Source organism: Halomonas sp. ATBC28 (genome assembly GCF_005937175.1).
Taxonomy (GTDB): domain Bacteria; phylum Pseudomonadota; class Gammaproteobacteria; order Pseudomonadales; family Halomonadaceae; genus Vreelandella; species Vreelandella titanicae.
This window is the reverse complement of sequence record NZ_VCQL01000004.1, coordinates 206,963-233,157: the sequence shown is the minus strand read 5'-3', so window position 1 is coordinate 233,157 and position 26,195 is coordinate 206,963. Positions and strand designations below refer to the sequence as shown.

At 54.2% G+C, this 26,195-nt stretch carries 23 protein-coding genes; 4 read left to right on the top strand and 19 right to left on the bottom strand.

Annotated elements, in window-relative coordinates:
- Positions 1 to 7 precede the first annotated feature (7 nt).
- The 12 genes from E0L35_RS06130 to E0L35_RS06075 form a co-directional block, all read right to left on the bottom strand.
- On the bottom strand, positions 8 to 1,384 hold the full coding sequence (locus E0L35_RS06130) for a hybrid sensor histidine kinase/response regulator (protein ID WP_027958075.1): 1,377 nt from the start codon (positions 1,382 to 1,384) through the stop codon (positions 8 to 10).
- The gene (nosP, locus tag E0L35_RS06125) at positions 1,353 to 2,519 is read right to left on the bottom strand and encodes a nitric oxide-sensing protein NosP (protein WP_022522292.1); all 1,167 of its coding nucleotides are present in this window, start codon (positions 2,517 to 2,519) and stop codon (positions 1,353 to 1,355) included. The genes E0L35_RS06130 and nosP overlap by 32 nt, the downstream gene beginning before the upstream one ends.
- A complete protein-coding gene (locus E0L35_RS06120) occupies positions 2,500 to 4,746 on the bottom strand; it encodes an ATP-binding protein (protein ID WP_009287376.1) in 2,247 nt (748 codons plus the stop codon). Before E0L35_RS06120 ends, nosP begins: the two co-directional genes overlap by 20 nt.
- Positions 4,736 to 5,248, bottom strand: a complete 513-nt coding sequence (locus E0L35_RS06115; RefSeq protein WP_223828113.1) for a molybdopterin-dependent oxidoreductase — start codon at positions 5,246 to 5,248, stop codon at positions 4,736 to 4,738. The genes E0L35_RS06120 and E0L35_RS06115 overlap by 11 nt, the downstream gene beginning before the upstream one ends.
- Before the next feature lie 150 nt (positions 5,249 to 5,398).
- Entirely contained in the window at positions 5,399 to 6,217 is an 819-nt protein-coding gene (locus tag E0L35_RS06110) for a DUF2189 domain-containing protein (RefSeq protein ID WP_022522289.1), read from the bottom strand.
- A gap of 325 nt (positions 6,218 to 6,542) precedes the next feature.
- On the bottom strand, positions 6,543 to 6,971 hold the full coding sequence (locus tag E0L35_RS06105) for a universal stress protein (RefSeq protein WP_027958076.1): 429 nt from the start codon (positions 6,969 to 6,971) through the stop codon (positions 6,543 to 6,545).
- An 11-nt stretch (positions 6,972 to 6,982) separates the two neighbouring features.
- Entirely contained in the window at positions 6,983 to 9,577 is a 2,595-nt protein-coding gene (locus E0L35_RS06100; RefSeq protein WP_027958077.1) for a TRAP transporter permease, read from the bottom strand.
- Positions 9,578 to 9,734: 157 nt separating this feature from the next.
- Entirely contained in the window at positions 9,735 to 10,715 is a 981-nt protein-coding gene (locus E0L35_RS06095) for a TAXI family TRAP transporter solute-binding subunit (protein ID WP_022522286.1), read from the bottom strand.
- A 324-nt stretch (positions 10,716 to 11,039) separates the two neighbouring features.
- A complete protein-coding gene (locus tag E0L35_RS06090; RefSeq protein WP_009287381.1) occupies positions 11,040 to 12,347 on the bottom strand; it encodes a TRAP transporter large permease in 1,308 nt (435 codons plus the stop codon).
- Entirely contained in the window at positions 12,337 to 12,816 is a 480-nt protein-coding gene (locus tag E0L35_RS06085) for a TRAP transporter small permease (protein ID WP_138799880.1), read from the bottom strand. Before E0L35_RS06085 ends, E0L35_RS06090 begins: the two co-directional genes overlap by 11 nt.
- A gap of 61 nt (positions 12,817 to 12,877) precedes the next feature.
- A complete protein-coding gene (locus E0L35_RS06080) occupies positions 12,878 to 13,888 on the bottom strand; it encodes a DctP family TRAP transporter solute-binding subunit (RefSeq protein ID WP_022522283.1) in 1,011 nt (336 codons plus the stop codon).
- Between the two features lie 121 nt (positions 13,889 to 14,009).
- A complete protein-coding gene (locus tag E0L35_RS06075) occupies positions 14,010 to 15,008 on the bottom strand; it encodes a LacI family DNA-binding transcriptional regulator (protein ID WP_027958079.1) in 999 nt (332 codons plus the stop codon).
- Between the two features lie 264 nt (positions 15,009 to 15,272).
- Here E0L35_RS06075 and E0L35_RS06070 point away from each other — a divergent pair, with 264 nt between their 5' ends.
- From E0L35_RS06070 to E0L35_RS06060, 3 genes are read left to right on the top strand one after another with little or no spacing between them, the layout of a single operon-like run.
- Positions 15,273 to 16,451 carry a Gfo/Idh/MocA family oxidoreductase gene (locus E0L35_RS06070; protein WP_138799879.1) on the top strand — a complete coding sequence of 393 codons (1,179 nt, stop codon included), beginning with the start codon at positions 15,273 to 15,275 and terminating at the stop codon, positions 16,449 to 16,451.
- 2 nt (positions 16,452 to 16,453) lie between these two features.
- Positions 16,454 to 17,530 (top strand): sugar phosphate isomerase/epimerase family protein, encoded by a 1,077-nt coding sequence (locus tag E0L35_RS06065; protein ID WP_138799878.1) that lies wholly within the window; start codon positions 16,454 to 16,456, stop codon positions 17,528 to 17,530.
- Positions 17,531 to 17,576: 46 nt separating this feature from the next.
- Positions 17,577 to 18,803 carry a nucleoside permease gene (locus E0L35_RS06060; RefSeq protein ID WP_138799877.1) on the top strand — a complete coding sequence of 409 codons (1,227 nt, stop codon included), beginning with the start codon at positions 17,577 to 17,579 and terminating at the stop codon, positions 18,801 to 18,803.
- Positions 18,804 to 19,216: 413 nt separating this feature from the next.
- On the opposite strand, the gene E0L35_RS06055 is transcribed toward E0L35_RS06060, so the two are convergent.
- The 7 genes from E0L35_RS06055 to E0L35_RS06025 all read right to left on the bottom strand — a co-directional run bounded on the left by E0L35_RS06055 (position 19,217) and on the right by E0L35_RS06025 (position 24,905).
- Positions 19,217 to 19,492: a type II toxin-antitoxin system RelE/ParE family toxin gene (locus tag E0L35_RS06055; RefSeq protein WP_022522278.1), complete on the bottom strand. Its 276-nt coding sequence runs from the start codon at positions 19,490 to 19,492 to the stop codon at positions 19,217 to 19,219.
- Positions 19,489 to 19,761: a ribbon-helix-helix protein, CopG family gene (locus tag E0L35_RS06050; RefSeq protein WP_022522277.1), complete on the bottom strand. Its 273-nt coding sequence runs from the start codon at positions 19,759 to 19,761 to the stop codon at positions 19,489 to 19,491. Before E0L35_RS06050 ends, E0L35_RS06055 begins: the two co-directional genes overlap by 4 nt.
- Positions 19,762 to 19,895: 134 nt before the next feature.
- Positions 19,896 to 20,672: a DUF1080 domain-containing protein gene (locus tag E0L35_RS06045; protein WP_138799876.1), complete on the bottom strand. Its 777-nt coding sequence runs from the start codon at positions 20,670 to 20,672 to the stop codon at positions 19,896 to 19,898.
- A 17-nt stretch (positions 20,673 to 20,689) separates the two neighbouring features.
- Positions 20,690 to 21,349, bottom strand: a complete 660-nt coding sequence (locus E0L35_RS06040) for a gluconate 2-dehydrogenase subunit 3 family protein (RefSeq protein ID WP_138799875.1) — start codon at positions 21,347 to 21,349, stop codon at positions 20,690 to 20,692.
- Positions 21,346 to 23,034, bottom strand: a complete 1,689-nt coding sequence (locus tag E0L35_RS06035; RefSeq protein WP_027958090.1) for a GMC family oxidoreductase — start codon at positions 23,032 to 23,034, stop codon at positions 21,346 to 21,348. The genes E0L35_RS06040 and E0L35_RS06035 overlap by 4 nt, the downstream gene beginning before the upstream one ends.
- A gap of 36 nt (positions 23,035 to 23,070) precedes the next feature.
- A complete protein-coding gene (locus E0L35_RS06030; RefSeq protein ID WP_027958091.1) occupies positions 23,071 to 23,970 on the bottom strand; it encodes a TIM barrel protein in 900 nt (299 codons plus the stop codon).
- 47 nt (positions 23,971 to 24,017) lie between these two features.
- Positions 24,018 to 24,905, bottom strand: coding sequence for a sugar phosphate isomerase/epimerase (locus tag E0L35_RS06025; RefSeq protein ID WP_051430479.1), 888 nt, complete (start codon positions 24,903 to 24,905; stop codon positions 24,018 to 24,020).
- Between the two features lie 326 nt (positions 24,906 to 25,231).
- Here E0L35_RS06025 and E0L35_RS06020 point away from each other — a divergent pair, with 326 nt between their 5' ends.
- The gene (locus E0L35_RS06020; RefSeq protein ID WP_022522271.1) at positions 25,232 to 26,083 is read left to right on the top strand and encodes an EamA family transporter; all 852 of its coding nucleotides are present in this window, start codon (positions 25,232 to 25,234) and stop codon (positions 26,081 to 26,083) included.
- Positions 26,084 to 26,195: the final 112 nt, after the last annotated feature.

Below are 26,195 nucleotides of genomic sequence, written 5' to 3'. Positions count from 1 at the left end.
GCATCCGTTAGGCTTTATTGAGCAGTGTGGCTAGCAGCATGCGCAGCCGCAGGGGCTTTAACGGTTTGAGCAAGCAGTACATGCCCGCTTCGCGGGTCGCACGCTTAATCTCCGCCTCGTGATTGGCAGTAATCACCACCGCTGCCAAGCCTGGATAACGGCGCTGCAGTCGCGCGGCCAACTCAATGCCGGTTTCGCGGTGATCGCCCAAATGATAATCCACCAGCAATACTGACGGTCGCTCACCGTCGCTGGCAGCCTCTAACGCACTCACCGTGGCAGCGGCGCGCACTCGGCCCCCCCAACTGCCTAGCAGCGCCTGCATACCTTCTATAATCGCCAGGTCATCATCAATCACCCAAATGACACAGCCGCTTAGCGGATCCTCTGCAACGTCAGGCAGCGGCGTATAATGAGTGCTCGCCACTGCAGGCGGCGCGGCCGTCGCGTAGGGTACGGTGATCGAAAATAGCGCACCCGCGCCAGGGCTAGAGGCGAGCGAGATCGGTTGTCCCAGCATGGCGCTGATCCGGTCAACGATGGCTAGACCCAACCCCAAACCGCGGCTGTGGGAGCTATTGGGCTGATTAGCGCGGCGAAACTCCAGAAAGATCGCTTCCCGCTGCTGCTCAGGGATCCCGGGGCCGGTATCGCCCACCATAATTTCCAGGCCATCTCGTCTCCGCCGACAGCCCAGCAGCACGCGCCCCTGCTCGGTATAGCGCACCGCGTTGCTTAAGAAGTTGCGGATCACTCGCGCCAGCAACGCTAGATCCGACTCGACCACCGCACTGGAAGGCACGTAGTGCAGTGTCAGCCCCCGCACCCCGGCCACTTGGCGATACTCCTCTGCCAGCGCATCTAGCAGCGTGCTCACCGCGAAGGGCGCTTTATCGGCGTGGAGTACGCCTGCGTCCAAACGCGAGATATCCACTAGCGTTCCTATCAAGCCTTCAACATCTTTCAGCGAACGGCCAATATGGCCGACCAGAGCTTGTGAGGTATCAGGAAGCGAGTGGGTTTCTAACGCACTGGCAAACAGCCGGGCGGCATTGAGTGGCTGAAGCAAATCGTGACTGACCGCCGCCAGAAATTTCGTTTTGGAGAGATTAGCGGCTTCGGCTTCGGCTTTCGCGGCCAGTAGGCGCGTATTGACCTGGCTCAGTTCGTCTAAGGTGCGGTGCAGCGCATCAGTGCGCTCACGCACCTGTTCGGCAAGTAACACTGAGCGTTCAAACGCGGCATAGGGCGCGGGGTCGGCACCGCTCCCCGTTTCCACCCGCTCCATCAGCGCTTGGCACACTTTACGCAAGCGACGGTTCTCTTCCCGCAGCGCCGCGACATCCGCCGCGTCAGTGTTTGTGGTTAGTTGGAAGAGATCCAAACGCCACCCCCGTAAACGTTTGATTCACATGCATACCATGATGCTGTTCACCGTACGTATTGAACCCCACTACGCCTGCCTGGCGCAGCAACTGCGATGCCTGATCCAACTGTTGTAACGCCTCGAGCTCCATCCTGCGTAGAAAACAGTCGCAGCCAATAATCATGCTCGGCGCGCCTAGGCGGGCACCTACTCCAGCAAGCATCACGCTGAGATTATCCAGTAGCGGCGTGGGCTGCATGGCGGTCAGTACAATGCCGTTTTCCACCGCGCAGTAAAAGCTCAAACTACTGTCGCTATTAACACGCTGAATAGAGCGCACGTAGTGCTGGCCGCCGATGCGTACGGCTAATGGATGACGGGCAAAAATGCCAGCGTTGAGCTGCGCAGGCGCACTACCTACCAGTTCGGCATATACCTGGGCGGCAGGCAACCCGTTGAGTTCTATCACCCGCCGCTGTTCGCGGTCAGCCTCGGTCACTACGAGTTTGTGGGCCAATGGTATTAAGTGGTGGGTTGAAAATACTTCAAAAGGCAACCGGGTGTTGATCATCACCACCACTGCTGCACGGGTATAAAAGCGCCCAGCGGTATACACATGGGTATGGCTAAGGTGATTGTCGTCACCCGCCGAGCCGCCAAAACTGGGGATACGGCCTAGGGCGGCATCTAAGGTAGCGAGCACCTGCTCTTCACGGCTGGATAAGCCATCCAATAGCGTCAGCGCAAAGCTGTGTTCGTTAATCGGCGCGATGGTTTGTTGGCGGCACTGCTCCAACAGCGTATCGACCAGCGGTTGAGCGTTGGCTAGTTCAAAATGCTCCAGGTCGTCGATCAGCGCCGTTTCAATGGCAAACAGTCGGCGATCAAACCCAATCGCCACGATGGAACCGCGGTCATAGCCTCCAGGGGTTATTTCCCCAGCCGTCGTACAGCCACTTAGCGGCGTGGTGGGAAAACTACTTTCCAGCGCGTCTGCTAGGGCAGCTAAATCATACTCCGCGCTGCAGAAGAACAGCACGAACCCCAAGTGTTCGTGCTGTAAAGCGTCGGCTAACTCCGCCGCTGCCTGGCAAGCATTAGCCTGCTGACTGGCCGCAGTAAGAATACCCTGCTCAACCTGATAAGTGGTCACGGCACCACCTCTCTAGTGCGGCATATGTATGCGCCGCTGCAAGTCTTAACGCGCAGAACGCATCATCAAGCTGCTTGGATGTCGCATGTTGCGTTTCAGCTAATTTTTCAAGCTGCTTCGCCAATTCGGCAAGCTGGTCGGCGCCCATACTCAATGACTCGCCGCGCAGTTGGTGGGCAAGCCGCTCAACCTGCTGTGTCTGCTCTGACGTTAGGGGAGTAGCGGCCAAACACGCAGCCAACTGAGCGGAGTAATCGCTTACTTGCTGATGATATAGCATGATCAGTTGTGTAACGCTCGCCTCCCCTAGCGTCGTTTTCAGCATGCCAAGGGTATCGCTGTTAAGGAGTGATTGCTGCTTGGTTAACGGAGGAGAGACCGCTAATGCCTGTAAAGGCGTTGCGTCTGGGGTTGCAAAAAGTTGTAATGCCAACACGTTACTTAACGCCGCAAGCGACAGTGGCTTAGTGATGTAATCATCCATGCCCGCCGCCAGGCAGCGTTTACGGTCATCTTCAGCCCCCCCGGCCGTCATGGCAACAATCGGCACACTGGCCAGCCAGCCACCCTGTTCCCGCAAACGCTGGGTGACTGCCAGGCCATCCATATCGGGCAGTTGAATATCCATAAAGATCAAATGCACTTGTTGGGATTCGGCCATGGCCAAGGCATCATGGCCGTTCTCGGCCCAGACGACATCGCAACCTAAGCGCGCCAACAAGCCCATCGCGACTTTGCGATTAACGGCATTATCCTCTACCAGCAGCAGTGTTGTGCCGGTAAAGTCCCGTTTGGGGGATGGGGGCAGCGTTCTGGATACGGGGTCAGCGGCGATCAAGGGCAACTCACACCAGAAAGTGCTACCTTGGCCTAATTGGCTTTTTACCCCTAATCGCCCCTGCATGGCTTCGCTTAACCGTTTGCAAATTGCCAGACCTAACCCGGTACCACCAAATCGACGTGCCACCGACTCATCCGCCTGCTGAAAAGGCTCAAATAGACGCTGCTGTTGCTGTTCGCTTAGACCACAGCCCGTATCACTGACCTCAAACAGTAACTGCTCCACCGTCGAAGAGACTCGTACGCTGACATCACCGTGATCAGTGAATTTAATCGCATTGGCAATTAGGTTAAGCAAAATTTGCCTCAGCCGACCTGCATCGACAAGCACCCAGGCAGGCACCAGTGCATCGACATTGACCGATAGCGTTAACCCTTTCATTTTTGCTCGGGGCGCAAATAGCACGACAACACTATCGACCAGCGGCTTGAGTTCCGTAGGCGATGTTTCAAGGGTTAAGTGCCCTGCTTCGATTTTTGAGAAATCGAGAATTTCATTGATCATCGCCAGCAATTGGTTGGCGCTGTCGTGGATCGTATGAGCGTAATCTTCTACCTGAGCGGGGCTGGCGGATTCACGCAGCAGCTCACTCATGCCGATAACACCGTTCAGCGGCGTGCGAATTTCATGGCTGACCATGGCTAAAAAGTCTGACTTTGCCTGATTCGCCGCCTGAGCCTGTTTGGCGGTGACTTCCAGCTGCCGACCAAGCTGCTCCTGGCTCCGCCTTATCGCCGCACTCTCACGCATTTCACGCACCAAAAAAGCAATCACCAGAAACGCCGCTAAGCTCATGCCAATAATCAGGCTCATCAGCAACTTGTAAAGCAGGCTGAGCTGGGCACGCTCCTCCGTCGCCGATTCGGCTAAATAGCCGTTAATAGCAATAACCAGGCGTTCAGTCAGTTGCGTTAGTACCTGTAGCTCATCTTCCAGCGCTGCTATCGGCAGTTGATCAAACACGCCGTAGGGTTCGAATATGATATCCAGCACATCAAGCTGCTGCTGAATTTCTTCCAGTAGCTCACGGGCGGTATCGATCTGCTGCAACAAGTTGCTGACTTCGCCGTCGTTAAGCAGCGTTATACGGCTATAAAGTAGCTCAAAGCGAAGATTTAGCTCCTCGTGAGCCGTCGGAGTTATCGGCTCGCGGGTTGCCGCCAATAAATGATTAAGTAGCTGTACCGCATCACGATCCAGCTTATAAACAACCCAGGCGGTATCTTCCCTCAGGCTTTGGGTTAGATTTTCCTGCCGCCAAGCGGCCAAGGTAGCGACGACCAACGCCGCAGCGAACAGTAACACCGCGACAATGGCAACGAGCTTAAAACGGCGAGGATAACGCAGTAGGTTGGAAGCCTGCGCACTAGGAGCGCTAGAGAACATTAATATGCATAACCTGCCATACCGCTCTAAAGCGGATTTTTTCGCTTAACAGCACTTCATCTTGATCAAAGGGGTAGAGCACCCACAAAGGGCCATATTCGCGAATCGGAATCGCCTCACCGTTTTTTTCGATGGCTAAGATGACATCGTGCTCAATAAAATCACTGACCGGTATTTCGGCTTCGTAACCGTTCAGCGCGGAAACGTGAACCGCATCACTGTCGGAGCTTAATAGCGCCAAAAGATCACGCATTAAAGGGCCACTATAGTGGCTGCGGCCCTCTGTCCACGGCGTGCTGGTATCAAATTCATACTGTGGTAAAGCCGCTAACATGGCCCGGTCAAACTGCGCTTCACTCCCCACATTGGTAAGGTCTATGTTACCACTGACGGTCAAAATAACGGGCCCGTTAGGCACGTCTAGTTCATCGACTGAATCAGCAAGCCCCACCAGGGGAGCGCTGAACATCAGCACGGCCCACCCCATTAACCACGCTTTCACAGTAAACACCTCACGCAAGGTTGCCCGCTGGTTATAGCTCCCAGGAACAATAAAAGAAGACAGCGTAAAGGTTACGCCATCTCCTTAAGCAGGTCAGGGCAAATACTGTTTTTTTCGTCACTGAAACGTTATTTACTGTTCACACTAGGGTTACGATTTGATTTTCTCGAAGGGTTCAAAGCGCACCAAATCTTCGTAGGCGTGCCAACTGGCATGTCCTAGCACAGGCAAAATAAGTGCAAGACCAATGTAAAACGTCATAACGCCAACCAGAACGCACAGGGTAAGAATCACCGCCCATAACAGCATCACGCGAAAGTTACGCGCGACACAGCGTACGCTAGCTTCTATCCCCTCCATAAAGGTTAGGTCTTGATCCATCAAGGTAGGAATCGCTACAACGCTTATGGCGAAGGCGCCAAAGGCTAAAATCCCGCCTGCAACTGTGCCCACTGCCAACATGCCCAGGCCCTCTGAGGTGGTCAGCAGCGCAGTATAGAGCGACGCGGGACTAGGCACTTCAAAACCGAAAAATAGTGCGAACAGCAGCGTGGCCAAACGAATCCAAGCGAGGAAGAAGATCATCATCATGACGCCCATCATCGCCAGCTGACCAGCATGGGGCTTCCAGCTTCCAAACGCATCACCTAGGTTAGGTACTTGTCCACGTTCCAACGCTCGGCTAATACCATAAGAGCCTACTGCCACCAGCGGGCCAATAAACATAAACCCGGCAATCATGGGCAGCAGCCAGTACCAGTAGCCCATGGTGAAGGCGCCAAGAGTAATGGCAATACTCAACCCCACCCAAAACATGCCATAAGAGAGGCTCACTACCGTTGCCCGACGAAAATCCTCTACGCCAGCAGCCAACCACGCCCTGGGTCGATCCAATCCAACCTTGTTAATAGTGATTTTAACGCTGGGTTGATCCGCATGGTGGTTTGTTTTTGTTGTAGCCGCATTCATGGCATCACTCCTGTTGTTCCTGATATAGACCCTGGATTCAGGATTTACCTCTAAGGCATCAACACTCATTACCCGTTGACGGTATTAACACTAAATTAATGGCTTAACATTATTTGTTAATACCCTCTTAATGTAGCTGACCAACGCTGTTTGGGGTGACGCTTTGAGATGCGCGTACAAAAAATCCACGAAACAGCTGTCAACCGCCAATTAAATTGCTGCGTTAGTAAAAACCGATATAGTCAAGACGCGCGACGGACGGCCATAAAAAACTCCGAGCAACTGCCCGGAGTTTTGGGTTTTCCGTACGTGACGCTCTGAATGTCTAGCGCACAATCATTACCGACATTTTGGCATGGTGCACAACGTGCTCTGCATTGGGGCCGAGCACATAATCGACAAACTTACGCTTATTGTGGGAAGCCATGACGATTAGATCGACGTCCAGTTTCTTACCGGCTTTAATAATGGCCTCCCAAGGTGAGCCATCCACAATGACACTTTGTACCTGAATGTCGTCGGGCACATTCGTCTTGATAAAGTCATGGAGCGCATCGGTGATCGCTGTATGCGCTTTTTTGGAGAAGTCCTTGGGGAAGTAGGAGCCCACCATGGGCATACGATAGTCCGGCAGTACCGTCACCACATGAAGCGAGGCGCCAAAAGTTCGACATAGCGTCAGGGCTGTAGGCAGCGCCTTCGACCAGGAAGACTCCTCGTTCAAATCCACCGGCAACATGATCTTGCTATACATGGCACTCTCCTTCATGCGGTGGCGGCAGCTTGCGTGTTATCGCGACGCCGACGCTGCATCAATACGATCAACCCAAAGACCAAGAAGGCAGGAATCCACATTAGCTCCTTAGTCCAGCGGTCGACGGGGGCCAGAACTTCGATGATTTCTTGATCGAAGTCGAAACCGAGCTCTGCCGCTTGGCTGCCGTAGGTCACCATATCAACGGTTGCCGTGCCATCCTCAATAAATAGCTCCATGCCCAGGTTATTGAGCCGCTCCTGACCTGTTTCGCCTTCAGGTACCGGTAATGTCATGTAAGTGGTCATGGGATCGCCATAATCATCAAGACCCGCAATCTGCAAACGCAAAGAGGAGTCTTCATCCACATCACCCAGCGCTTCGACGAATTGCGCGGGTGGGATGGATTCGTAGGGATCATGAATCATGTCCATCCAGAAACCAGGCCGGAACAGCGTGAACGCAATCAGCAGCAGCACGATAGACTCATACCAGCGGTTGCGCGTAATCATAAAGCCCTGGGTCGCGGCAGCGAAGATCAACATAGCGATGGTCGACACCACAAAGATCAACACCCCCTGAAGGAAGGTCACATCGATGAGTAGCAGATCGGTATTGAAGATAAACAGAAACGGCAGCGCCGCGGTACGAAGGCTGTAATAGAACGCCTGGAAACCGGTTCGAATGGGATCGCCACCGGATACTGCCGCCGCCGCAAAGGAGGCCAGCCCCACCGGTGGGGTAACGTCGGCCATGATGCCGAAGTAGAACACGAACAGGTGTACCGCAATCAATGGTACCAGCAAGCCATTTTGAGCGCCCAGGTTGACGATGACCGGTGCCAGTAGTGCCGATACGACGATGTAGTTTGCTGTCGTAGGCAGCCCCATGCCGAGGATCAAGCTAAGCACAGCGGTAAGCAGCAAGATTAGCATCAAGTTGCCCATGGCCAGCGTTTCCACCACTTCGGCTAGCACCAGACCCACCCCGGTCTGGGAGACGGCACCGACGATGATACCGGCGGTGGCCGTGGCAATGCCAATGCCGATCATGTTGCGGGCACCGGTGACCAGGCCATTCCAAAGATCCATCGCGCCTTCACGCAGATCCGCCCTCATATCGCTGCGTCCGCGAAAGATTGACGTAATGGGGCGCTGGGTCAGAATAATGAAAATCATGAAAACGGTGGCCCAGAAAGCCGACAGTCCTGGCGATAAACGTTCCACCATCAGACACCACACCAGCACAATAACCGGCAGGATGTACTGCAAGCCAACCAGCACCGTCGGTTTGGTCTGGGGCAGTGTAAAGATCGGTTGGTTAGGGTCATCGAGCTCGAGTTCTGGGTAACCGGCCGCCAGTTTGAGCAGGGCAATATAAATGACCGTAAGTCCAACGGCTACCACCCAGGGGGTCGCATCCCCCAGTACCGGCTTGAGCCAGCCAAGGCCGTAATAAACAGCCAGGGCGGTGCCCATCATCAGTAGCAAACCACCGAGAAAGCCAATCACTTTATTGACCAGCGGCTTAGGTGGGTTACTGCTTTGCAGCCCCTTCATGTTGGCCTTGAGGGCCTCAAGGTGAACGATGTAGACCAGCGCAATATAGGAGATCAGCGCGGGAAGGAAGGCATGCTTGATCACCTCGACATAAGAGATGCCCACATACTCGACCATCAAGAAAGCGGCCGCCCCCATTACCGGAGGCATAATCTGTCCATTGACCGATGACGCCACTTCAACAGCGCCCGCCTTTTCCGCGGAAAATCCGACACGTTTCATCATCGGCACGGTAAAGGTGCCGGTGGTCACCACATTGGCAATCGAGGAGCCGGAAATCAGACCGGTCATGGCCGAGGCCACCACGGCAGCTTTCGCTGGTCCGCCGCGATAGTGGCCCAATAGTGAGAACGCCACCTTGATAAAGTAATTGCCAGCACCCGCCTTATCGAGCAGAGCACCGAATAACACAAACAGAAACACGAAGCTGGTTGATACCCCCAGAGCGATACCGAAGACCCCCTGCGTAGTCAACCACTGGTGATTAATCAAGCCAAAGAGGCTCACCCCACCATGGGAAAGAATACCCGGCATCCAAGGGCCAGCCAGGCTATAGAGAAGAAAAACCGACGCTACAATCATTAACGGCGGGCCAAGCGCTCGACGCGTCGCCTCGAGCAGCAGCAGTATCCCTGCGATGCCAATAATAACGTCCTGCAGTATCGGTGCGCCGGGGCGCTGGGATAACTGCTCGTAAAACATAAACATGTAAGCGCCACAGAAGGCCGCCGCTGCTGCAAGCACCCAATCCTGAATCGGAACACGGTCGCGCGGGGAGCGCTTGAGTGCCGGATAAGCCATATACGCCAAAAAAAGCGCAAAGGCCAAGTGAATAGAACGCGCCTCAGTGGCACTAAATACACCAAACCCAAGGACGAAGGGCACTGGCGAAGCGATCCACAATTGAAAAAGAGACCACACTGCCGCAATGCTTACCAAAAGCTTTCCGGGCATGCCGGCTGGCTTGCGGGCTCCTGTGTCGCTAGAGGCGACCATATCCTCCAAGTCTACTCCGGCTCCCGAAGGCCTGTTCTTATCGTCTGTCATCTGCCTGCCCCGCTCCGAGTCGATTGACGCATCATTGCCATATCGAAATGCCCTATCAACATTTTAAACGCCCTATCAACATTCTAAACCAAAATGCGCGGCACCCTGAGGTAACCGCGCATTTCTTACTAAGGTAGTATCACCTTAGGCGTCTGGATTACTCAATCCAGCCTTGTTCACGGTAGTAACGCGCTGCCCCATCGTGCAAAGGTGCGGAAAGCCCTTCACTCACCATCTCTTCTGGATCAAGATTTTCGAAGGCCGGATGCAGACGCTTGAAACGATCGAAGTTGTCAAAAACCGCCTTGACGGTCTGATAGATCACTTCTTCGTCAGCCTCAGCGGTGGTGACAAAGGTTGCTGCCACGCCGAAGGTTTCGACATCTTCGTCATTGCCGCGATACAGACCACCCGGAATTACCGATGCGGCGTAGTAAGGATATTCATCGACGATGCCTTGAATGTCTTCGTCGTTCAATGGAATCAGACGAGCATCAACGGTGGTGGTGGCTTCCTGGATGGAGCCATTGGGGTGGCCAACCACGTATACCATGGCATCGACGTTATTATCAGCGAGTGCCGCCGCTTGCTCGGCAGCATCAAGCTGAGATGCCAACGAGAAGGTGTCTTCAGTCCAGCCCTTGGCTTCCATCACCACTTCCATGGTGTTGCGCTGGCCCGAACCTGGATTACCAATGTTGACACGCTTGCCTTCCAAGTCATCGAGCGTCTCGATGCCAGAATCAGCCCGCGCAAGCAGCGTCAACGGCTCACCGTGGACACGGAACACCGCACGCAGCTCTTCGTAGGGCTCGCCTTCGAAATTCCCAGTGCCGTTGTAGGCTTGATACTGAACATCGGATTGAGCGACACCCATGTCCAATTCGCCGGACTTGATGCCATTGATATTGGCGACAGAACCACCGGTGGAAGGTGCATTACACTTAATATCGGCGTCTTCGAGACGATTAACCAAACGACAGATCGACTGACCCACGACGTAGTAAACGCCGGTTTGGCCACCGGTGCCAATGGTGATGAATTGCTCGTCATCCTGTGCCATTGCCGGTGAGGCGAAAGCAGCGGCGGCAAGTAGCGCACCGGAGAAAGCAGTAGTGGAAAATACATGGCGTTTCATGAACACACCTCTTTGTATTGATGTTGTGAGCGTATTTGATGTTACGAGCATCGCACGCTTTGGTCTCACCTGATGAACCGTTCCCTCAGGTGCCCTTGTTCCAAAACGTTTTCAAGACATTCTATTTTCTAGACAAACGGTTACAGGCGACCCATAAGCTGCCTGCTAGCATTACTTTAGCGAAAAAAACCTAATTAGCGAAATGTAATACGCTAAATAATGAATTTCGCTGTCGTCTAATACTCAGTGTAGCGGTCTTCATCGTTTAGGGAACGTTAACTGCTATACCGCCTTTGCATAAGGTACGCAAAAGGGTAAGCAAAATTAATCAACGTTATAGCCCAAAACGCGCGGCAGCCATAGCGCGATAGCGGGGAAGATTGCCACTAGCGCTAGCGCACAGCCCATTGCAACGACAAACAGCAGCGCCCATCCGATGGTCTGCTCCAAGCGAATTTTGGCCACTTCGGTGGTCACCATCAAATTCACCGCCACCGGCGGGGTAAATTGGCCAATGGCAATATTCATCGCCAACAGAATCCCAAACCACACCGGGTTCCACTCAAAATGCTGCATCACGGGGATCAAAATCGGCATCATGATCAAATAAATCGAGATCGCATCCAACAGCATCCCAGCGACCAACACTGCTAACATCACCAGGATTAGCAGCAAAACGCCGTTATCGGTCAGGCTAATAATCCATTCCGCCAAGTGGCGGAAGGTGCCCAGCATGGTGCCTGCCCAGGCAAAAATCCCCGCCAGAGCGATAATCAGCATCACCACGCCGGAAATAATCGCCGCCTCACCCAATAGCTCCCATAAATCACGCAGCGACAGCTCGCGGGTTAGAAACAAACCGACAATCGCACCATAAGCAACGGCTACCACGGCCGCTTCGGTGGGTGTAAACAGCCCTGAACGCAACCCCCCCAAAATCAGCACCGGGGCAAACAGCGCCGGTATCGCCTGTTTAAAAGTGGAGCGCACACTTAGCCTTTCAGCCCCCTCTATGGGTGTGCCGCCCTCCCAACCGTAGCGTTTGGAAACGAGCATAGCGGGCACCAGTAGCGCCAGCCCCGCCAGAATACCGGGAAATAAACCTGCTGCGAAAAGTGCGCGTAAATCGACGCCCGGCACCACGATCGAGTAAAGAATCAGCGCCACTGAAGGGGGAATGAGAATCGCCGTCGAGGCAGAGGCGGCAATCAGCGTGGCGGAAAACGGCTTGGGGTAGCCCGCTTTGGTCATACTCGGCAGCATCACCATCGCAACCGCCGCGGCATCAGCAGGGCCTGAGCCACTCATTCCGCCCATAATCATACACACCAGCACCGCCACCAAGGCTAAGCCACCGTGGCGCGGGCCAATCAAAGCCTGGGCAAAACGCACTAAACGCAGCGCTACACCGGAACGTTCAAAAATAAGCCCGGTTAAGATAAACAGCGGAATCGCAATCAAAGGGTACTTGGCAATACTGTTATAGGTATTGGTACCCATCGTTGCGAGCATGTCCGGTGACAAACCCAGCACGATGCCAACGGCCCCGGAGAGCGCCAGCGAAAACGCTACCGGCACCCCCGCTATCAGCAGCCCCGCAAACGCCAGTATCATCCACACATCAGGGCTCATCGGTGAGCCTCCCCGTTAAACGGTCGGCGGTTTGCTGGCATAAGCGCCACACCATGGCCGCAGAGAGCACGGGCAGCCAGACTAAATACCACCACTGAGGCAAGCCAAGCCCTGGTGACAGCGACTCCCACTGATACTCTTGCCAGGCCATCTTGCCGCCATACCAAGTGATCAAACCCAGCACGGTGGCACCGCAAAGCGCTTGAAAAAGGATCAGTACACGAAGGTACTTGAGCGGCAATGCCCGTTCCAAAAAGCCAATACGAATATGGCGGTTACGCCGCAGCGCCACCGAGGCACCGGCAAAGGTCAGGACTACCAACAAAAACACAGAAAACTCTTCGGTAAATGAAAAAGAGCCGCCGGTTAAGTAGCGAGTAATCACATTACCAAGACTAATCAATGAGATAATGATTAATGCCAGCGCGCCCAGCCAACGTTCAGGGCGCGCATCAGGAAAGCCTTTCATGGCAGCCTCACAGCAAAAAACTCCCAGCCTTCAAGGCCGGGAGTTTGAACATCAAAAGTAATTAACGCGCGTCGATAGCGGCTTGTGCGGCCTCTACCACCTCTTCACCAATCCGCGGCGCCCATTTTTCGTAAACGGACTGGGTGGCATCGACAAACGCCTGGTACTGCTCATCGGAAAGCTCGGTTACTGTGACGCCGCGCTCTTGAATCGCCGCAAGCCGCTCGCCCTCTTCTTCACGGGTCATGGTGATTTCCCACTCACCCGCTTCTACCGCGGTTTCGCGCAGCAGGGTTTGCTGCTCTTCGCTCAATGTTTGCCATACCTGCTGATTGACCGCAAAAATCAGTGGGTCATTCATGTAGTTCCAGAGTGTCAAATGCTCCTGGCCGACTTGATCAATGCGCGCGACGTCAAACACAGAGAGTGGGTTTTCCTGGCCATCAACGGCGCCGGTGGTCAGCGCAGGCTGAGCGTCTGTCCAGCTCATTTGGGTGGGGTCGGCGCCCAATGCCGAGAAGGTATCCTGGAACAGCGGCGAGCCAACAACGCGGATTTTCAGGCCGTCCAAGTCGTCTGGCTGGCTAATCGGCCCGCGAGAATTGGAAACCTGGCGGAAACCGTTTTCACCCCAGGCTAATGGGATAACGCCACGAGATTCGATTGCTTCAAAAACCAACTCCCCTGCTTCACCACCGGTAACCGCATCAACGGCGGCTTCATCGGGAATGAAGAACGGTAAAGAGAATAGATTAAGTTCCGGCACCTGGGGCGACCAGTTGATGGTCGAGCCCACAGCGGCATCAATCAACCCGGAGCGCATTGCGGAGAATTCGCGGGTTTGGTCACCGGAAACCAGTTGAGAGTTGGGGTAAACGCGCAGCGTTAACTCGCCGTCGCTACGCTCCTCAACTAGTTCGGCCCACTTCTCAGCCGCCTGCCCCCAGGGGAAAGCGTCAGACAAAACCGTAGAAACCGAGAGTTCGCGTGCTTGTGCAGAAAGGGAGGCGGTCAGCAGAGCCGCACCGGCCAAGCCAGCGGTTAAACGAGCCATTGGGCGTGTCAGCGTCATGGTAGATCCTTTTTTAGCTATTTTTATGATGTGCGTTTAGTGGTGTGCGTGGACAGCAGTTGTGAAGCTTTTCGAGAAAGCCCCACTTATTGTATGCACTTAGGGCGCGAAAGGAAGTCGCCTAAGGTCGGCATGTTGCAGTACTGGCCCTTGAGACCAGGGTATATGGCAACACCAAATTGTCTACTTGCCTTCCTTCCAGCACCTCGATCAACATCGCAACAGCTTCGCGTCCGAAGGCTTCCGCCGGTTGGGCAATCGTCGTCAACGGCGGGTCGCTGTAAGAAGCAAACGCAATATCATCAAAGCCTGCCACCGAAATATCCTCCGGCACCCGCAGGCCCGCTTCTTTGATACGGCTTATAGCGCCTATGGCCATTTCATCGCTTTCACAAAAAATGGCGGAGGGGCGCTCCGCTAAAGCAATAAGCGTTTCAGCCGCCTGATAACCAGAACGTGGCGTGAAATCGCCAGGACAAAGCAGGCACTCATCTAACGGAATGCCCGCTGCGCTCAACGCATCCTGGTAGCCTTGTTGGCGGTCACGGGTCAAGGGGCTGCGCCGAGGCCCTTTAATCATGCCAATTCGACGATGCCCCAGGGAGATCAAGTGCTCGGTGGCCTCCCGGGCTGCCGCGCGGTTATCGAGTTTGACGGTGGGACAGGGCGCATCGTCCAGCACCTCGCAGGCATTGATCATGGGCAATACCGCCCCAGCAGGAAACGCCTTTTCAGAAAAAGGGTTAAAAGCACGCAGTTGAATCACGCCATCCGCCTGGCGGGTACTGACTAAACTGGCGTATTGGGTTTCCATCGCCTCATTACCAAGCGTATTACACAGCAGAACGCCGTAGCCGCGTTCTTGGGCAGCTTCCTGAATACCGCTGATTACCCGCGCAAAAAAGGTGTTTGCGATCGTGGGTACCAATACCACTAAGTTATAAGTACGTTGAGAGCGAAACTGAACCGCCATCAAATTAGGTTTGTAGCCCGCTTGATCAACGGCCTTCAGCACTTTTTCCCGGGTGGTGGGCGAGACGATATCCGGCGACTTTAACGCGCGTGATACGGTCGCTACCGATACCCCCGCTAACTCGGCGACCTTACGTATATTGGTCATGGCCTCCCTTATCACTAGGTAATCGCCGTAAGCAGATGGTTGCGCGGCATTATTCATATCAGCTTAACGTATCCCAGCGTTAAACTCAGCGCGCGATTTCCCAACCCTTCGCGCGCACCGATAGACCTTTGTCGCATTGACGCTTATAGCGTGGAGCCCTAATTTCAAGCCAAATGTAACCGGTTACATTATCGTCTGTACAAGCGCAGCCTGAACAAGCGCCACCTGAAAAATCATAAGCTTTATTAAAGCAGGAGCCTCTCTATGCCGCGACCCAATCAACCCCGCATCCGCTTAGGCATGATCGGCGGCGGACAAGGGGCGTTTATCGGCCAAGTTCACCGCTTAGCTGCTCGCCTCGACGATACCTGCGAGCTGGTATGTGGCGCCTTTAGCCGCTCGGCGGATAACAACCAACTGACTGGCGAAGCGTGCCACCTCCCCGACGAGCGTATTTACGCTGACTGGCAGCAATTACTGGAAAGCGAGCAGCAACTTCCCGCCGAACAACGCATGCAGTTATTGGTGATCGTAACGCCTAATCACCTTCACGTACCAATCGCGGAAGCGGCCATGCAGGCAGGCTTTCATGTGTTCTGCGAAAAACCGGCGGCAGTATCACTCCAAGAAGCTCAGCGCTTAGCAGCAAGCTGGCATGCCAGCGGCTGCCTGTATGGCTTGGCGCATACCTACTTAGGCTACCCCATGGTATGGCAAGCCCGAGAAATGGTGAGCGAGGGCCAAATAGGTAGCATTCGCAAAATTCATGTGGAGTATCCCCAGGGCTGGCTAGGCGAGCGTTTAGAACAGCAGGGTAATAAACAAGCCGCGTGGCGCACCGACCCTTCGCTCGCAGGTATCAGCGGCTGCATGGCCGACATTGGCACCCACGCTTTCGGCCTCGCTGAGTTTATTTCCGGGCATCGTGTTAGCGAGCTATGCGCCTCGCTTTCCAGCCACGCCGATGGTCGCCAACTGGATGATGATGGCGATGTGCTGCTGCGCACCGATCAAGGCGCCAGCGGAACCCTCATTGCCAGCCAAGTCTGCAGCGGGGAAGAAAACGCACTTAAAATTCGCATTTACGGTGACCAAGGGGCGTTGGAGTGGCATCAAATGGAGCCCAACAGCCTGTTCTACCGCCCGCTTCAAGCACCGATGCGCACCCTCCGTGCGGGCATCGACCAACCCGACCTTTTCCCCAGCGCGATGCAGCTCTTGCGCCTACCCGGCGGCCACCCTGAGGGGTATCTGGAAGCACTCGGCAACCTTTACCGCGACTTTGCCCACGCCATTCATCAAGGCAAGCAAGGCGACGTTGAGGGCGTTCCCGGTATGGCCTCCGGGCTACGTGGCATGGCGTTTATCGAGGCCGTCACCACCAGCGCCAAAAGCGAACAGAAATGGACGCCACTGCCTGCCACTCAACTAACGGGAGCCTAATCATGCCCAACACCCATCAAGGCATCCGCGGGCCCGCCATTTTCCTGGCCCAGTTTATCGGCGACGAAGCGCCTTTCGATAGCCTCGACGGTATCGCTCGTTGGGCGGCCGAACAGGGCTATCAAGCCATTCAGCTACCCACTGCAGACAGTCGTTTTATCGACCTGCACAAGGCCGCTGAAAGCCAAAGTTACTGTGATGAGTTAAACGCCCGCTGTGAAAAAGCCGGCGTTGTGATCAGTGAACTCTCTACCCACTTACAGGGCCAACTGGTCGCCGTGCATCCCGCTTGCGACGACTTATTCGATGATTTTGCGCCTGTTGAGCTACACGGCAAGCCTCAGGAGCGTACCGAGTGGGCCATTGAGCAGCTAAAGCTGGCTGCCAAAGCCAGCCAACGGCTTGGTTTAACGGCTCACGCGACGTTTTCCGGGGCGCTGCTATGGCCCTTTGTTTACCCCTGGCCCCAACGTCCTGAGGGGCTAGTCGAAGAAGGGTTCAACGAGCTGGCCCGGCGGTGGCGGCCAATTCTGGATGCCTTTGATGAGGCAGGTGTTGATCTGTGCTTTGAGATTCACCCTGGCGAGGATCTTCACGACGGTGCGTCTTTCGAGCGGTTCCTGGCGGCAGTGGACAACCATCCACGGGCGAAAATTCTTTATGACCCCAGTCACTTACTGCTGCAGCAGTTGGATTATCTCGAGTTTATCGACCGCTACCACGAGCGTATCGGCATGTTCCACGTTAAAGACGCTGAATTTAACCCCAATGGCCGCAGCGGCGTTTATGGCGGTTACCAGGGTTGGGTAGAGCGCCCTGGACGCTTCCGTTCATTAGGCGATGGGCAGATCGATTTCAGCGGGATTTTTAGCCGCCTGACGCAGTACGGATTTGATGGCTGGGCGGTGCTTGAGTGGGAGTGCTGCATTAAAGACGCCGCCCAAGGCGCTGCAGAGGGCGCACCTTTTATCGAAGCCCATCTGATTCAACCTGCCGGTCGCGCCTTTGACGATTTCGCTGGCGTAACCGCCAGCCCTTCTCGCAACCGACAAATTCTCGGTCTTCCTTCACACCGCTAATTGATTGTTTTAAATCAAGACCACAACCACAACAAAGGATCACGTCATGGCTATGATACGCACACGACTCAGTATCATGATGTTTTTGCAGTTCTTTATCTGGGGCGGCTGGTTTGTCACCCTTGGCACCTTCCTGGCCAACAACCTCAACGCCAGCGGTGGTCAGATTGGCATGGCCTTCTCCACCCAATCCTGGGGTGCCATTATTGCCCCTTTCATTATTGGCTTGATCGCTGACCGCTATTTCAACGCCGAGCGTATTCTCGCCGTACTCCACTTAGCAGGCGCTGCGTTAATGTACGGCCTGTATGTCGCCAGCGATTTCAGTACGTTTTACCCGTTAGTGTTGATGTATATGATTATCTATATGCCGACACTGGCGCTGGTTAACTCAGTCTCTTTTCGCCAAATGAGCGACCCAGGCCAGGAGTTCGCCAAAATCCGCGTGTGGGGAACCATCGGTTGGATTATCGCGGGCTTGGGTATCAGTTACTTATTCGCCTGGGACTCTTCTCAAGGCATCGCCGACGGCATGCTGCGTAACACCTTTTTGATGTGCGCTATCGCATCATTAGCCCTAGGCCTATACAGCTTTAGCCTGCCCGCCACGCCGCCTAAAGCAAACGGCCCGGTTGGCTTAAAAGAAGTACTAGGGCTAGATGCACTGGCCCTGCTAAAAGACCGCAACTACGCCATCTTCTTTATCGCCTCTATTCTGATTTGTATTCCGCTGGCATTTTATTACCAAAACGCCAACCCTTTTCTGGCAGAGATCGGCGTGACCAATCCAACCGGCAAAATGACCCTGGGCCAGGTATCGGAAGTGCTGTTTATGCTGTTGCTACCGGTCTTTATTCATCGCTTTGGTATCAAGAAAACCTTGCTGATCGGTATGCTGGCGTGGGCGCTACGCTATGCGCTGTTTGCGTTCGGTAACGCCGATGAGATGGTGTTTATGCTCTTGATTGGTATTGCACTGCATGGCGTGTGCTACGACTTCTTCTTCGTGACCGGCCAAATCTACACCGATGCCCGCGCAGGGGAGAAGTTTAAAAGCTCTGCCCAGGGCATGATCACGCTGGCCACTTACGGGGTAGGCATGCTAATAGGCTTCTGGGTAGCCGGTCAGATTACCGATCACTTCTCCACCAACGGCGCGCATGACTGGCAAGGCATCTGGATGTTCCCAGCGGTATTTGCTATCGCGGTTCTGGTGTTGTTCTACCTCACCTTTAAAAACGATAAAAGCGTAACGGCTAAGTCTAACGTGTAAGGGTATAGAGCATAAAAACAGTCGGGTGCATTGGCGGTGCCCGGCTTACTAAGCTTTGTACGAAAACTGTCCTAACAGATACAGAGCCAACACAATCAACGCAAGCAAACCCACTACTGCACACAAAGCGCCGTCGGCTCGACTCCTATGCTCATTGAGATATATCACTTCAGACGCCGAAGGATATTTTCCCAAAGTAACTAGCTTGCAGATTGGCCAGCCAACCCAGTAACAAACTGTTCTGAAGAATATCTCTGCCAGTATGTAACCTATTACCCTAAAAAACCCCCTGCCTATCTCTTCAACAAAGCCGTCCATAAAACTCCCTTTCGGTTAAACGTAAATACATAACCAAATCCGCTTTCTTTTCACTTCTATTTTGCCATAGCCGGGAATCGCAGCTGGCTTAATGGCTAACGCTCACCTTCCAGTTCGTGCCATACGCGCAGAATAATGATGACGCTCGGATGTACTGAATAGCGGATAACGTACTTACCAAAGACCATGTCACGAACAGAATCCGGTGCCATTTCAACCGGCGTTCCCATTTTAGGGAAGTCTGGCAGTAAGTCGATTTTGCCGACCAGCTCAGCTGCTATCCGGCCTGCTGCTGATGGATTATGGATGGCGATGAACTCTCTAAGGCGCTGCAAATCTTCAATGGCTTCATCCGTGTAAACCAGTTTCACCTACCCGACCTCGGTGCATCCTGCTCATTTTCGGTTCCCCAGCTATTGAGCCAACGATGAACCTCGCTGCTATCAACCACCTTCCCCTGCGCGGCAGACTCCATTGCCTCTAGCGTTTGCCTCCAACGCTCTTGCTCAAGCTGTTGTTTCTCGATGTATTCCGACAACGCCTGGTTGATCACCCAGCCTTTGCTCCGGTGGAGCCTGCTCGCGATAGCTTCCAGATGCTGTTCAACGTCTGTCTGAAGACGAACTGTAGTGACACCCATATCTATATCCTCACCCCAACGACTACAATGTATTACAGCATAGTCAATGAGGGCGATACAAAAAAGCCCAGTCCCCGATATATCTAGCATCAGAAGACTGGGCTTGCTCGCTGAGGGTGCTTAAAAGCGCCTGACTATAACTCTCTCACCCAAACGTTTCGAAAGCTAACGTCCGCATCGTGATCCTGCAGGTAAATGGGTGCGCAGTCGTGGGCTTCTTCGTAATTGGGTTCGCCAATCCACTCGGTGGTGCCTTGCACTTCAGCATGGTGCTGAACCACTACACCGTTATGCAGAACGGTGATGTAGGCAGGCGATTCAAGGGCGCCTTCATCATCAAAACGTGGCGCGGTGTAGAGGATGTTATAGCTCTGCCACTCACCAGGCGGGCGGGATGCGTTGACTAACGGAATATGCTGTTTGTAGATAGATGCCGCCTGGCCGTTGGGATAGGTCGGGTTGTCATAGGAGTCCAGCACTTGCACTTCATAACGCTCTTGCAGGAAGACGCCGCTATTGCCACGATCTTGACCCTCCATGCCATCGATATCGGCCGGCGCTCTCCACTCCAAGTAGAGCTGCACGTCGCAGAAATCCTGACGTGTGCGTATTCCTCCCGCGCCGCGATTCACCGTCATCACGTCGTCTTCCACGTGCCACTCGGCTGGCCCGCCCTCTTCGGCTTCCCACGCGCCTAAACCTGTGCCATCGAATAGCACGATCGCATCGGAAGGAACGCCCGTCTCAGGCACCGAAACCAAAGGTGGCACAGGCTCCCACACTTCTGTTTTGGTGGATTGCTGTTCGGGTGTCAGCGACTTATCCGAGCCGCCCTCCTGAGCCGCACTGTCGAATGCCAACAAACTGCCACAAGCCAATAAGCAGAATGCCTGGGTGTATTGATAGTTCATCAATGCTCTCCTTTCCATTATGTGGCCCAAGCAGGCTCGCCGTTATAAGGCGCGCAGCCCTCGTAGCGGCCTGGCACCGCTTCGTAGCGCAAGACTTCAGTCGCGCCAACTTCTGAGGTGAAGAAGCCGAACAGCGTTAGCTGCTTCATCATAGTGAAGTAGTGTGGAAACGCTTCCTCGCTATCCGCGTGCTCCTGGGATGACTGGGTTTCCGCCGTTTGATTTTGAGCGGTCTGGGTCTCTGCAGTCAGTGCCTCAGCAGGGGTTGGCTGCTTTCTGCGGGCCTGTTGCTGGGCGTGCGCCATCGCTTCGCGATCCAACTCGTTTACGAGCTCTAACCGCTGCTCGCCACTCAGCGCTATAAAATCACGTTCGTAAGCCGCTCTGCTGCGTGCCTCAAGCTGCGCTAAACCAAAATAGAACACCTCTCTTTCTGAGGGCGTATAGCAGTCGCTGACGAACAGGGCCATAAACTCCCCGACGCCAGCGTCTTTAGCACCTGGGGTATCGGTTCTCGGCAGAATGGTTTCGGCAAGCTCGTCCAGCCGCTCTACATCACGGCTGCTAAAGGGATGGCCTGACTGGCCAGCATCGCTAAAGGCAAATAGGGATTTGCCTCCAATCATCGCTGTACCGGTAGTCAGGGCGATCATTTTGAGTAATTCGCGACGATTCATGACAAGTTCCCCCGCTTCAGCTCTTCCACCGCATAGTCCACCGCCCGAGCGGTAAGCGCCATATAGGTTAGAGAAGGATTTACACAAGAGGATGACGTCATGCAGGCGCCATCCGTAACAAACACATTGGGCGCATCCCACACCTGGTTGTGGCTATTGAGCACTGAAGTTTTCGGGTCACGGCCCATACGCGCGGTGCCCATCTCATGGATCCCCATGCCTGGCGCGTAATCGCCTACGTCACCTGTGACGTTCTTCACGCCCGCGGCCTCAAGTAAGTCGACCGCATCTTGAACCATGTCCCGACGCATATCGCGCTCGTTTTGCTTGAGCTCAACGTTGATCGACAGCACAGGCAGCCCCCATTTATCGCGAACGCTGTGGTCAAGGGAGATGCGGTTATCGTGATCGGGCAGCATTTCGCCGAAGCCTGTCATACCGATCGTCCAACCGCCTGGCTGGCTAAGTGCTTGCTTTAAATCAGCGCCGATATTGAGCTCAGCAATTTCGCGATCCCAGCCCTCGCGGCTCGCCGCGCCTTGATAACCAAACCCGCGCACGTAGCTTCGCTGCTCATCGCCTACGTTGCGAAAGCGCGGAATGTAAAAGCCCGCAGGACGGCGTCCGAAGTAGTATTTGTCGAGATAGCCTTCCACTTCGCCACTGGCACCGCAGCGGAAGTGGTGATCCATCACGTTGTGACCCAGTTCGCCGCTGCTACTGCCCAAGCCCCCTTCCCAGACATCGGTGGCGGAGTTCATCAAAATCCAGGTAGTGTTGAACGTAGACGCATTGAGGAAGATGACATCAGCGGTGTACTCATGGACTTCATGGGTCTCAGCGTCAATCACCTCAACGCCCCGCGCCCGCTGACGGTCTTTGTCGTACAGCACCTGGCTGACAATCGAGAATGGCCGTAACGTTAGATTACCTGTGGCCACCGCCGCGGGAAGCGTGGCGGACTGGGTGCTGAAATAGGCACCATAAGGGCAACCCAGCCAGCATTTATTGCGGTATTGGCAGTTGACGCGATTTTGTTCCGGCTTTGGCTGGGTAATATTGGCGACTCGGCTGTGGATAAGATGGCGCTGCCCACCAAAGGCCTCTTTAATACGCTTGGCGGCATCTTTTTCCACGCAGTTAAGCGGTATTGGCGGCAGAAACTCGCCATCGGGAAGAATATCTAGCCCTTCCTGAGTACCTGCAATACCGGCAAAGCGCTCCACATAGTCATACCACGGGGCGATATCTTCATAGCGAATCGGCCAATCAATGGCGATGCCTTCACGCTGGTTGGCCTCGAAGTCCATAGGGCTGAGCCGATAGCTTTGCCGCCCCCAAAGCAGTGAGCGCCCCCCTACATGATAGCCGCGAAACCAGTCAAAGCGCTTCTCTTCCACGTAGGGATTGGCCTGCTCATCCGCCCACATGCCCATGGTGGCTTCATTAAGGGGGTAGTCGCGCCTGAGCACGGGGTGTTTAGCGATCATCTCCTGGGTCGGCTCATTACGGTGGGGATAATCCCACGCCTCTTTATTGGCATTGTGGTAATCCTTCACGTGTTCAATGTTGCGCCCACGCTCAAGCAGTAAAACCTTCAAACCTTTTTCAGTGAGCTCTTTAGCGGCCCAGCCACCGCTAATGCCTGAGCCAACCACGATGGCATCGTAGTGATTATCTGGCATGGTCATCTTCCTTATTGTGTTGTTGTTCGAGTCGAATCACACATCGCAGCGCTGAATAGCTGCCTGCAGTGATTCTATTTTTGCCTGTTGGCTAGTACGGTCAGGGAGAAATTCTTGGGCGATATAGCCCTGAAAGCCGGTATCTCGAATAGCGCGGCAAATCGCGGGGTAGTTGAGCTCTTGGGTGTCGTCTATTTCATGGCGCCCAGGCACACCGGCAGTATGGTAATGGCCGAAAAAGCGATGGTTTTCACTGATAGTGCGAATGACATCGCCCTCACTAATCTGCATGTGATAGATGTCATAGAGCAGCTTGAAGTTGGGCGAATCGAGGCGACGGCAAAGCTCAATGCCCCAAGCCGAGTTGTCACAAAGATAATCGGGGTGGTCGATTTTGCTGTTGAACAGCTCCATCTGTAGCACCACGCCTTTTGCCTCTGCCTGGGCAAGAATCTCCTTCAGCCCCGTTTCGGCATTTTGCAAACCCTGTTCAGGGCTCATACCCCGGGCATTGCCGCTAAAACAAATGAGATTGGTGTAGCCCGCCTGGCTGACCAGATCGATATGCTGAAGGTATCGCTCAATCAGCTCTGAGTGAAAGCGGGTATCGCCCCAGCCATCCTCAAGGCTCAACTCAGCGCCATTACACATGGAAGAGTCGAGCCCATACCGCTGAAGCACAGGCCACTCTTCTGGCCCCACCAGATCAATCGCCGTAATGCCCAACTCAGTTGAAAGCTGGCAAAGCTCTTCCAGAGACAGAAAATCGAATGTCCAACGAGCGACTGAATGATGGATATTGCCTTTTAGTGCCCGCTGAGAAGGCATATCGTCAGCTAGGGCTCGAGAGCCAAGCTGAGATAGCGCCGCCAGACCAATAGCACCGGTAACGCTGTGGCGCAGCAGGCTACGCCGATCAATAAGGTAGCGCTTCATAAAGCATCCTCGCGTTCGTCATCTAAATGAGATGGCCTAGGCGTGCATTACTCTTCTCGAAGCGCTGTCAGTTTTTCCTGTAAGAAGCTGTTGCCCTCGGTAATCACCGCTTCTGCGTCGAGTGGCATATCGTGTTCGATGATGTACCACTCAACACCAGCGGCCTCGATGGCAGGCAAGATTGCATCCCAATCCAGTACACCTTCCCCGAGTGTGGCGAAACCGCCCTCTTCTTCGGCGGTGCCTTCTGGAGCATTATCTTTGGCGTGAACAGCAAACAGTTGCCCATCAAAACGCGAGACATACTCAACCGGGTCAAACCCGCCACGTGCCACCCAGGCGATATCCAATTCCGCCAGCAGATCAGATCCAGCAGCATCAAACAGATGCTCTAACGCGGTTTTACCGTCATACACTTCCATCTCGAAATCATGGTTGTGGTACGCCAACCGGACACCTTCGGCATCGAGCTCAGCGGCAATATCACCTAGCTCTTCACCCAACGCCTGCCATCCTTGTGCATCACTAGGGCGTGCGTCCTCGGCTAGATAAGGCATTGTTAAAGTGTCGTTACCCACCGCCTGATTAAAAGCCACCGTTTCATCTAAGCGATTGCGCAAATCGTCTAGCTGCACATGACTTGAGATCACTTCAAGCGCGTGCTCTTCTAACAAAGCATTGAGTTCTTCGGCTGTCACTTGCTGGGTGCCCACCGTCTCAATGGCAGAGACTCCCGCCCGATTTACGGCGGCTAACTGCTCCTCCAAATTGCCAAAATCACGCAGCGTATACATTTGAACAGCAATGGGTAATTCTGCTGTGCTGCTTTGTTGAGCTTGAACAACGCCAGGCACACTCAGCACTGACAGCGCCACTGCACTAGCAGCCAGCAGAGCCTGTGAACTCAAACGTTTTGGGCGTAGTGGGGTATCCATATCCACCTCATTGTTGTTGGATTGTTATAGGTTGTGAAAGCGCCGACGCAAAAATGTAATCGGTTACATTTATTTAGAACATCTCAGTTAAATGTGCAAGTCAGCAACTTTTTTCACCGCTTTAAAGGGGACAAAAAGGACTTAACACCCACACAAGTCAGTTAACAACCAATTGTTTATCAACAACATATAGACTATTAAAGAAAAACCTAATACTTTGGTATCAAGCAGTAGCGGCGCTTACCTGCAACTCATTTCACTATTATTTTTGCCGTCTCCCAAGCTGATACAATGGCTATCGTTTCCATCCACCAACGGACATCAACGTGCCACTACGCGACCTGCTGCTCGGCCTCTTTGTTATCGCCATTTGGGCGCTGAATATCATTGTTATCAAGGTCGGTGTAGCGGAGCTACCGCCGCTATTGATGACCACCCTACGTTTTATGCTGGTCGCAGTTCTGCTGGTGCCCTTCTACCCGGTGGCGCGAGTGCAATTGCCGTTTTTGCTACTGTTATCCATCACCTTCGGCAGCCTCCACTTCGCTCTTCTGTTTATTGGTTTGGAGCATGCAGAAGCAGGTACCGGCGCGCTTTTAGTACAGATGGGCACGCCCTTTGCCACATTGCTAGCGGTCATCTTTCTAAAAGAGAAGCTAGGCCCCAAACGGATTGTCGGGCTGCTACTCTCTTTTGCTGGGGTAGTCGTACTGGCCGGTGGGCCAACGCTGCCCTCTCCTTTACCACTGGCGATTCTGTTGTGCAGTGCCATGGGCTGGGCGGTGTCGCAGCTGTTGATCAAGCGTGGCCCGCCCATTGCGCCGATGGCGTTGGCAGGCTGGGTGGCGCTGTTCGCGGTGCCTCAGGTAGGGTTGGGGTCATGGCTATTTGAGAGCGGTCAGTGGCAGGCGATGCAGCAAGCAACTTGGTTAGGCTGGGGGGCGATGATTTACACCGCCGTAATGTCGTCGATTGTCGCTTACGGGATTTGGTATGCGCTTTTACGCCGTCACCCGGTTAATCGCGTGGTACCCATGACGCTACTCGTACCGGTATTGGCAGTCGGCCTAGGCGCGCTGTTAATGGGCGACAGCCTAGGCGTGCATAAACTAGTGGGCGGCGGCTTAGTGGTCGCGGGTATAGCCCTGATTGTGATCAGATTTCGCCGCCGCCGATAAAGGTCATATCGAGGGAAATCAGCGTAGCGACATCGGCAGCAGCGCCGTCATCGAAACGTCACATATCCACTCAGGCCAATCAGTTAGACTGAACAGTCACCAAGCCGGGAGT

Coding starts and splice junctions, on each gene's coding strand:
- E0L35_RS06120 (WP_009287376.1), bottom strand. CDS start 4,746: ATGTTCTCTAGCGCTCCTAGTGCGCAGGCTTCCAACCTACTGCGTTAT.
- E0L35_RS06110 (WP_022522289.1), bottom strand. CDS start 6,217: ATGAATGCGGCTACAACAAAAACAAACCACCATGCGGATCAACCCAGC.
- E0L35_RS06105 (WP_027958076.1), bottom strand. CDS start 6,971: ATGTATAGCAAGATCATGTTGCCGGTGGATTTGAACGAGGAGTCTTCC.
- E0L35_RS06100 (WP_027958077.1), bottom strand. CDS start 9,577: ATGACAGACGATAAGAACAGGCCTTCGGGAGCCGGAGTAGACTTGGAG.
- E0L35_RS06095 (WP_022522286.1), bottom strand. CDS start 10,715: ATGAAACGCCATGTATTTTCCACTACTGCTTTCTCCGGTGCGCTACTT.
- E0L35_RS06090 (WP_009287381.1), bottom strand. CDS start 12,347: ATGAGCCCTGATGTGTGGATGATACTGGCGTTTGCGGGGCTGCTGATA.
- E0L35_RS06085 (WP_138799880.1), bottom strand. CDS start 12,816: ATGAAAGGCTTTCCTGATGCGCGCCCTGAACGTTGGCTGGGCGCGCTG.
- E0L35_RS06080 (WP_022522283.1), bottom strand. CDS start 13,888: ATGACGCTGACACGCCCAATGGCTCGTTTAACCGCTGGCTTGGCCGGT.
- E0L35_RS06075 (WP_027958079.1), bottom strand. CDS start 15,008: ATGACCAATATACGTAAGGTCGCCGAGTTAGCGGGGGTATCGGTAGCG.
- E0L35_RS06070 (WP_138799879.1), top strand. CDS start 15,273: ATGCCGCGACCCAATCAACCCCGCATCCGCTTAGGCATGATCGGCGGC.
- E0L35_RS06065 (WP_138799878.1), top strand. CDS start 16,454: ATGCCCAACACCCATCAAGGCATCCGCGGGCCCGCCATTTTCCTGGCC.
- E0L35_RS06060 (WP_138799877.1), top strand. CDS start 17,577: ATGGCTATGATACGCACACGACTCAGTATCATGATGTTTTTGCAGTTC.
- E0L35_RS06050 (WP_022522277.1), bottom strand. CDS start 19,761: ATGGGTGTCACTACAGTTCGTCTTCAGACAGACGTTGAACAGCATCTG.
- E0L35_RS06045 (WP_138799876.1), bottom strand. CDS start 20,672: ATGAACTATCAATACACCCAGGCATTCTGCTTATTGGCTTGTGGCAGT.
- E0L35_RS06040 (WP_138799875.1), bottom strand. CDS start 21,349: ATGAATCGTCGCGAATTACTCAAAATGATCGCCCTGACTACCGGTACA.
- E0L35_RS06035 (WP_027958090.1), bottom strand. CDS start 23,034: ATGCCAGATAATCACTACGATGCCATCGTGGTTGGCTCAGGCATTAGC.
- E0L35_RS06030 (WP_027958091.1), bottom strand. CDS start 23,970: ATGAAGCGCTACCTTATTGATCGGCGTAGCCTGCTGCGCCACAGCGTT.
- E0L35_RS06025 (WP_051430479.1), bottom strand. CDS start 24,905: ATGGATACCCCACTACGCCCAAAACGTTTGAGTTCACAGGCTCTGCTG.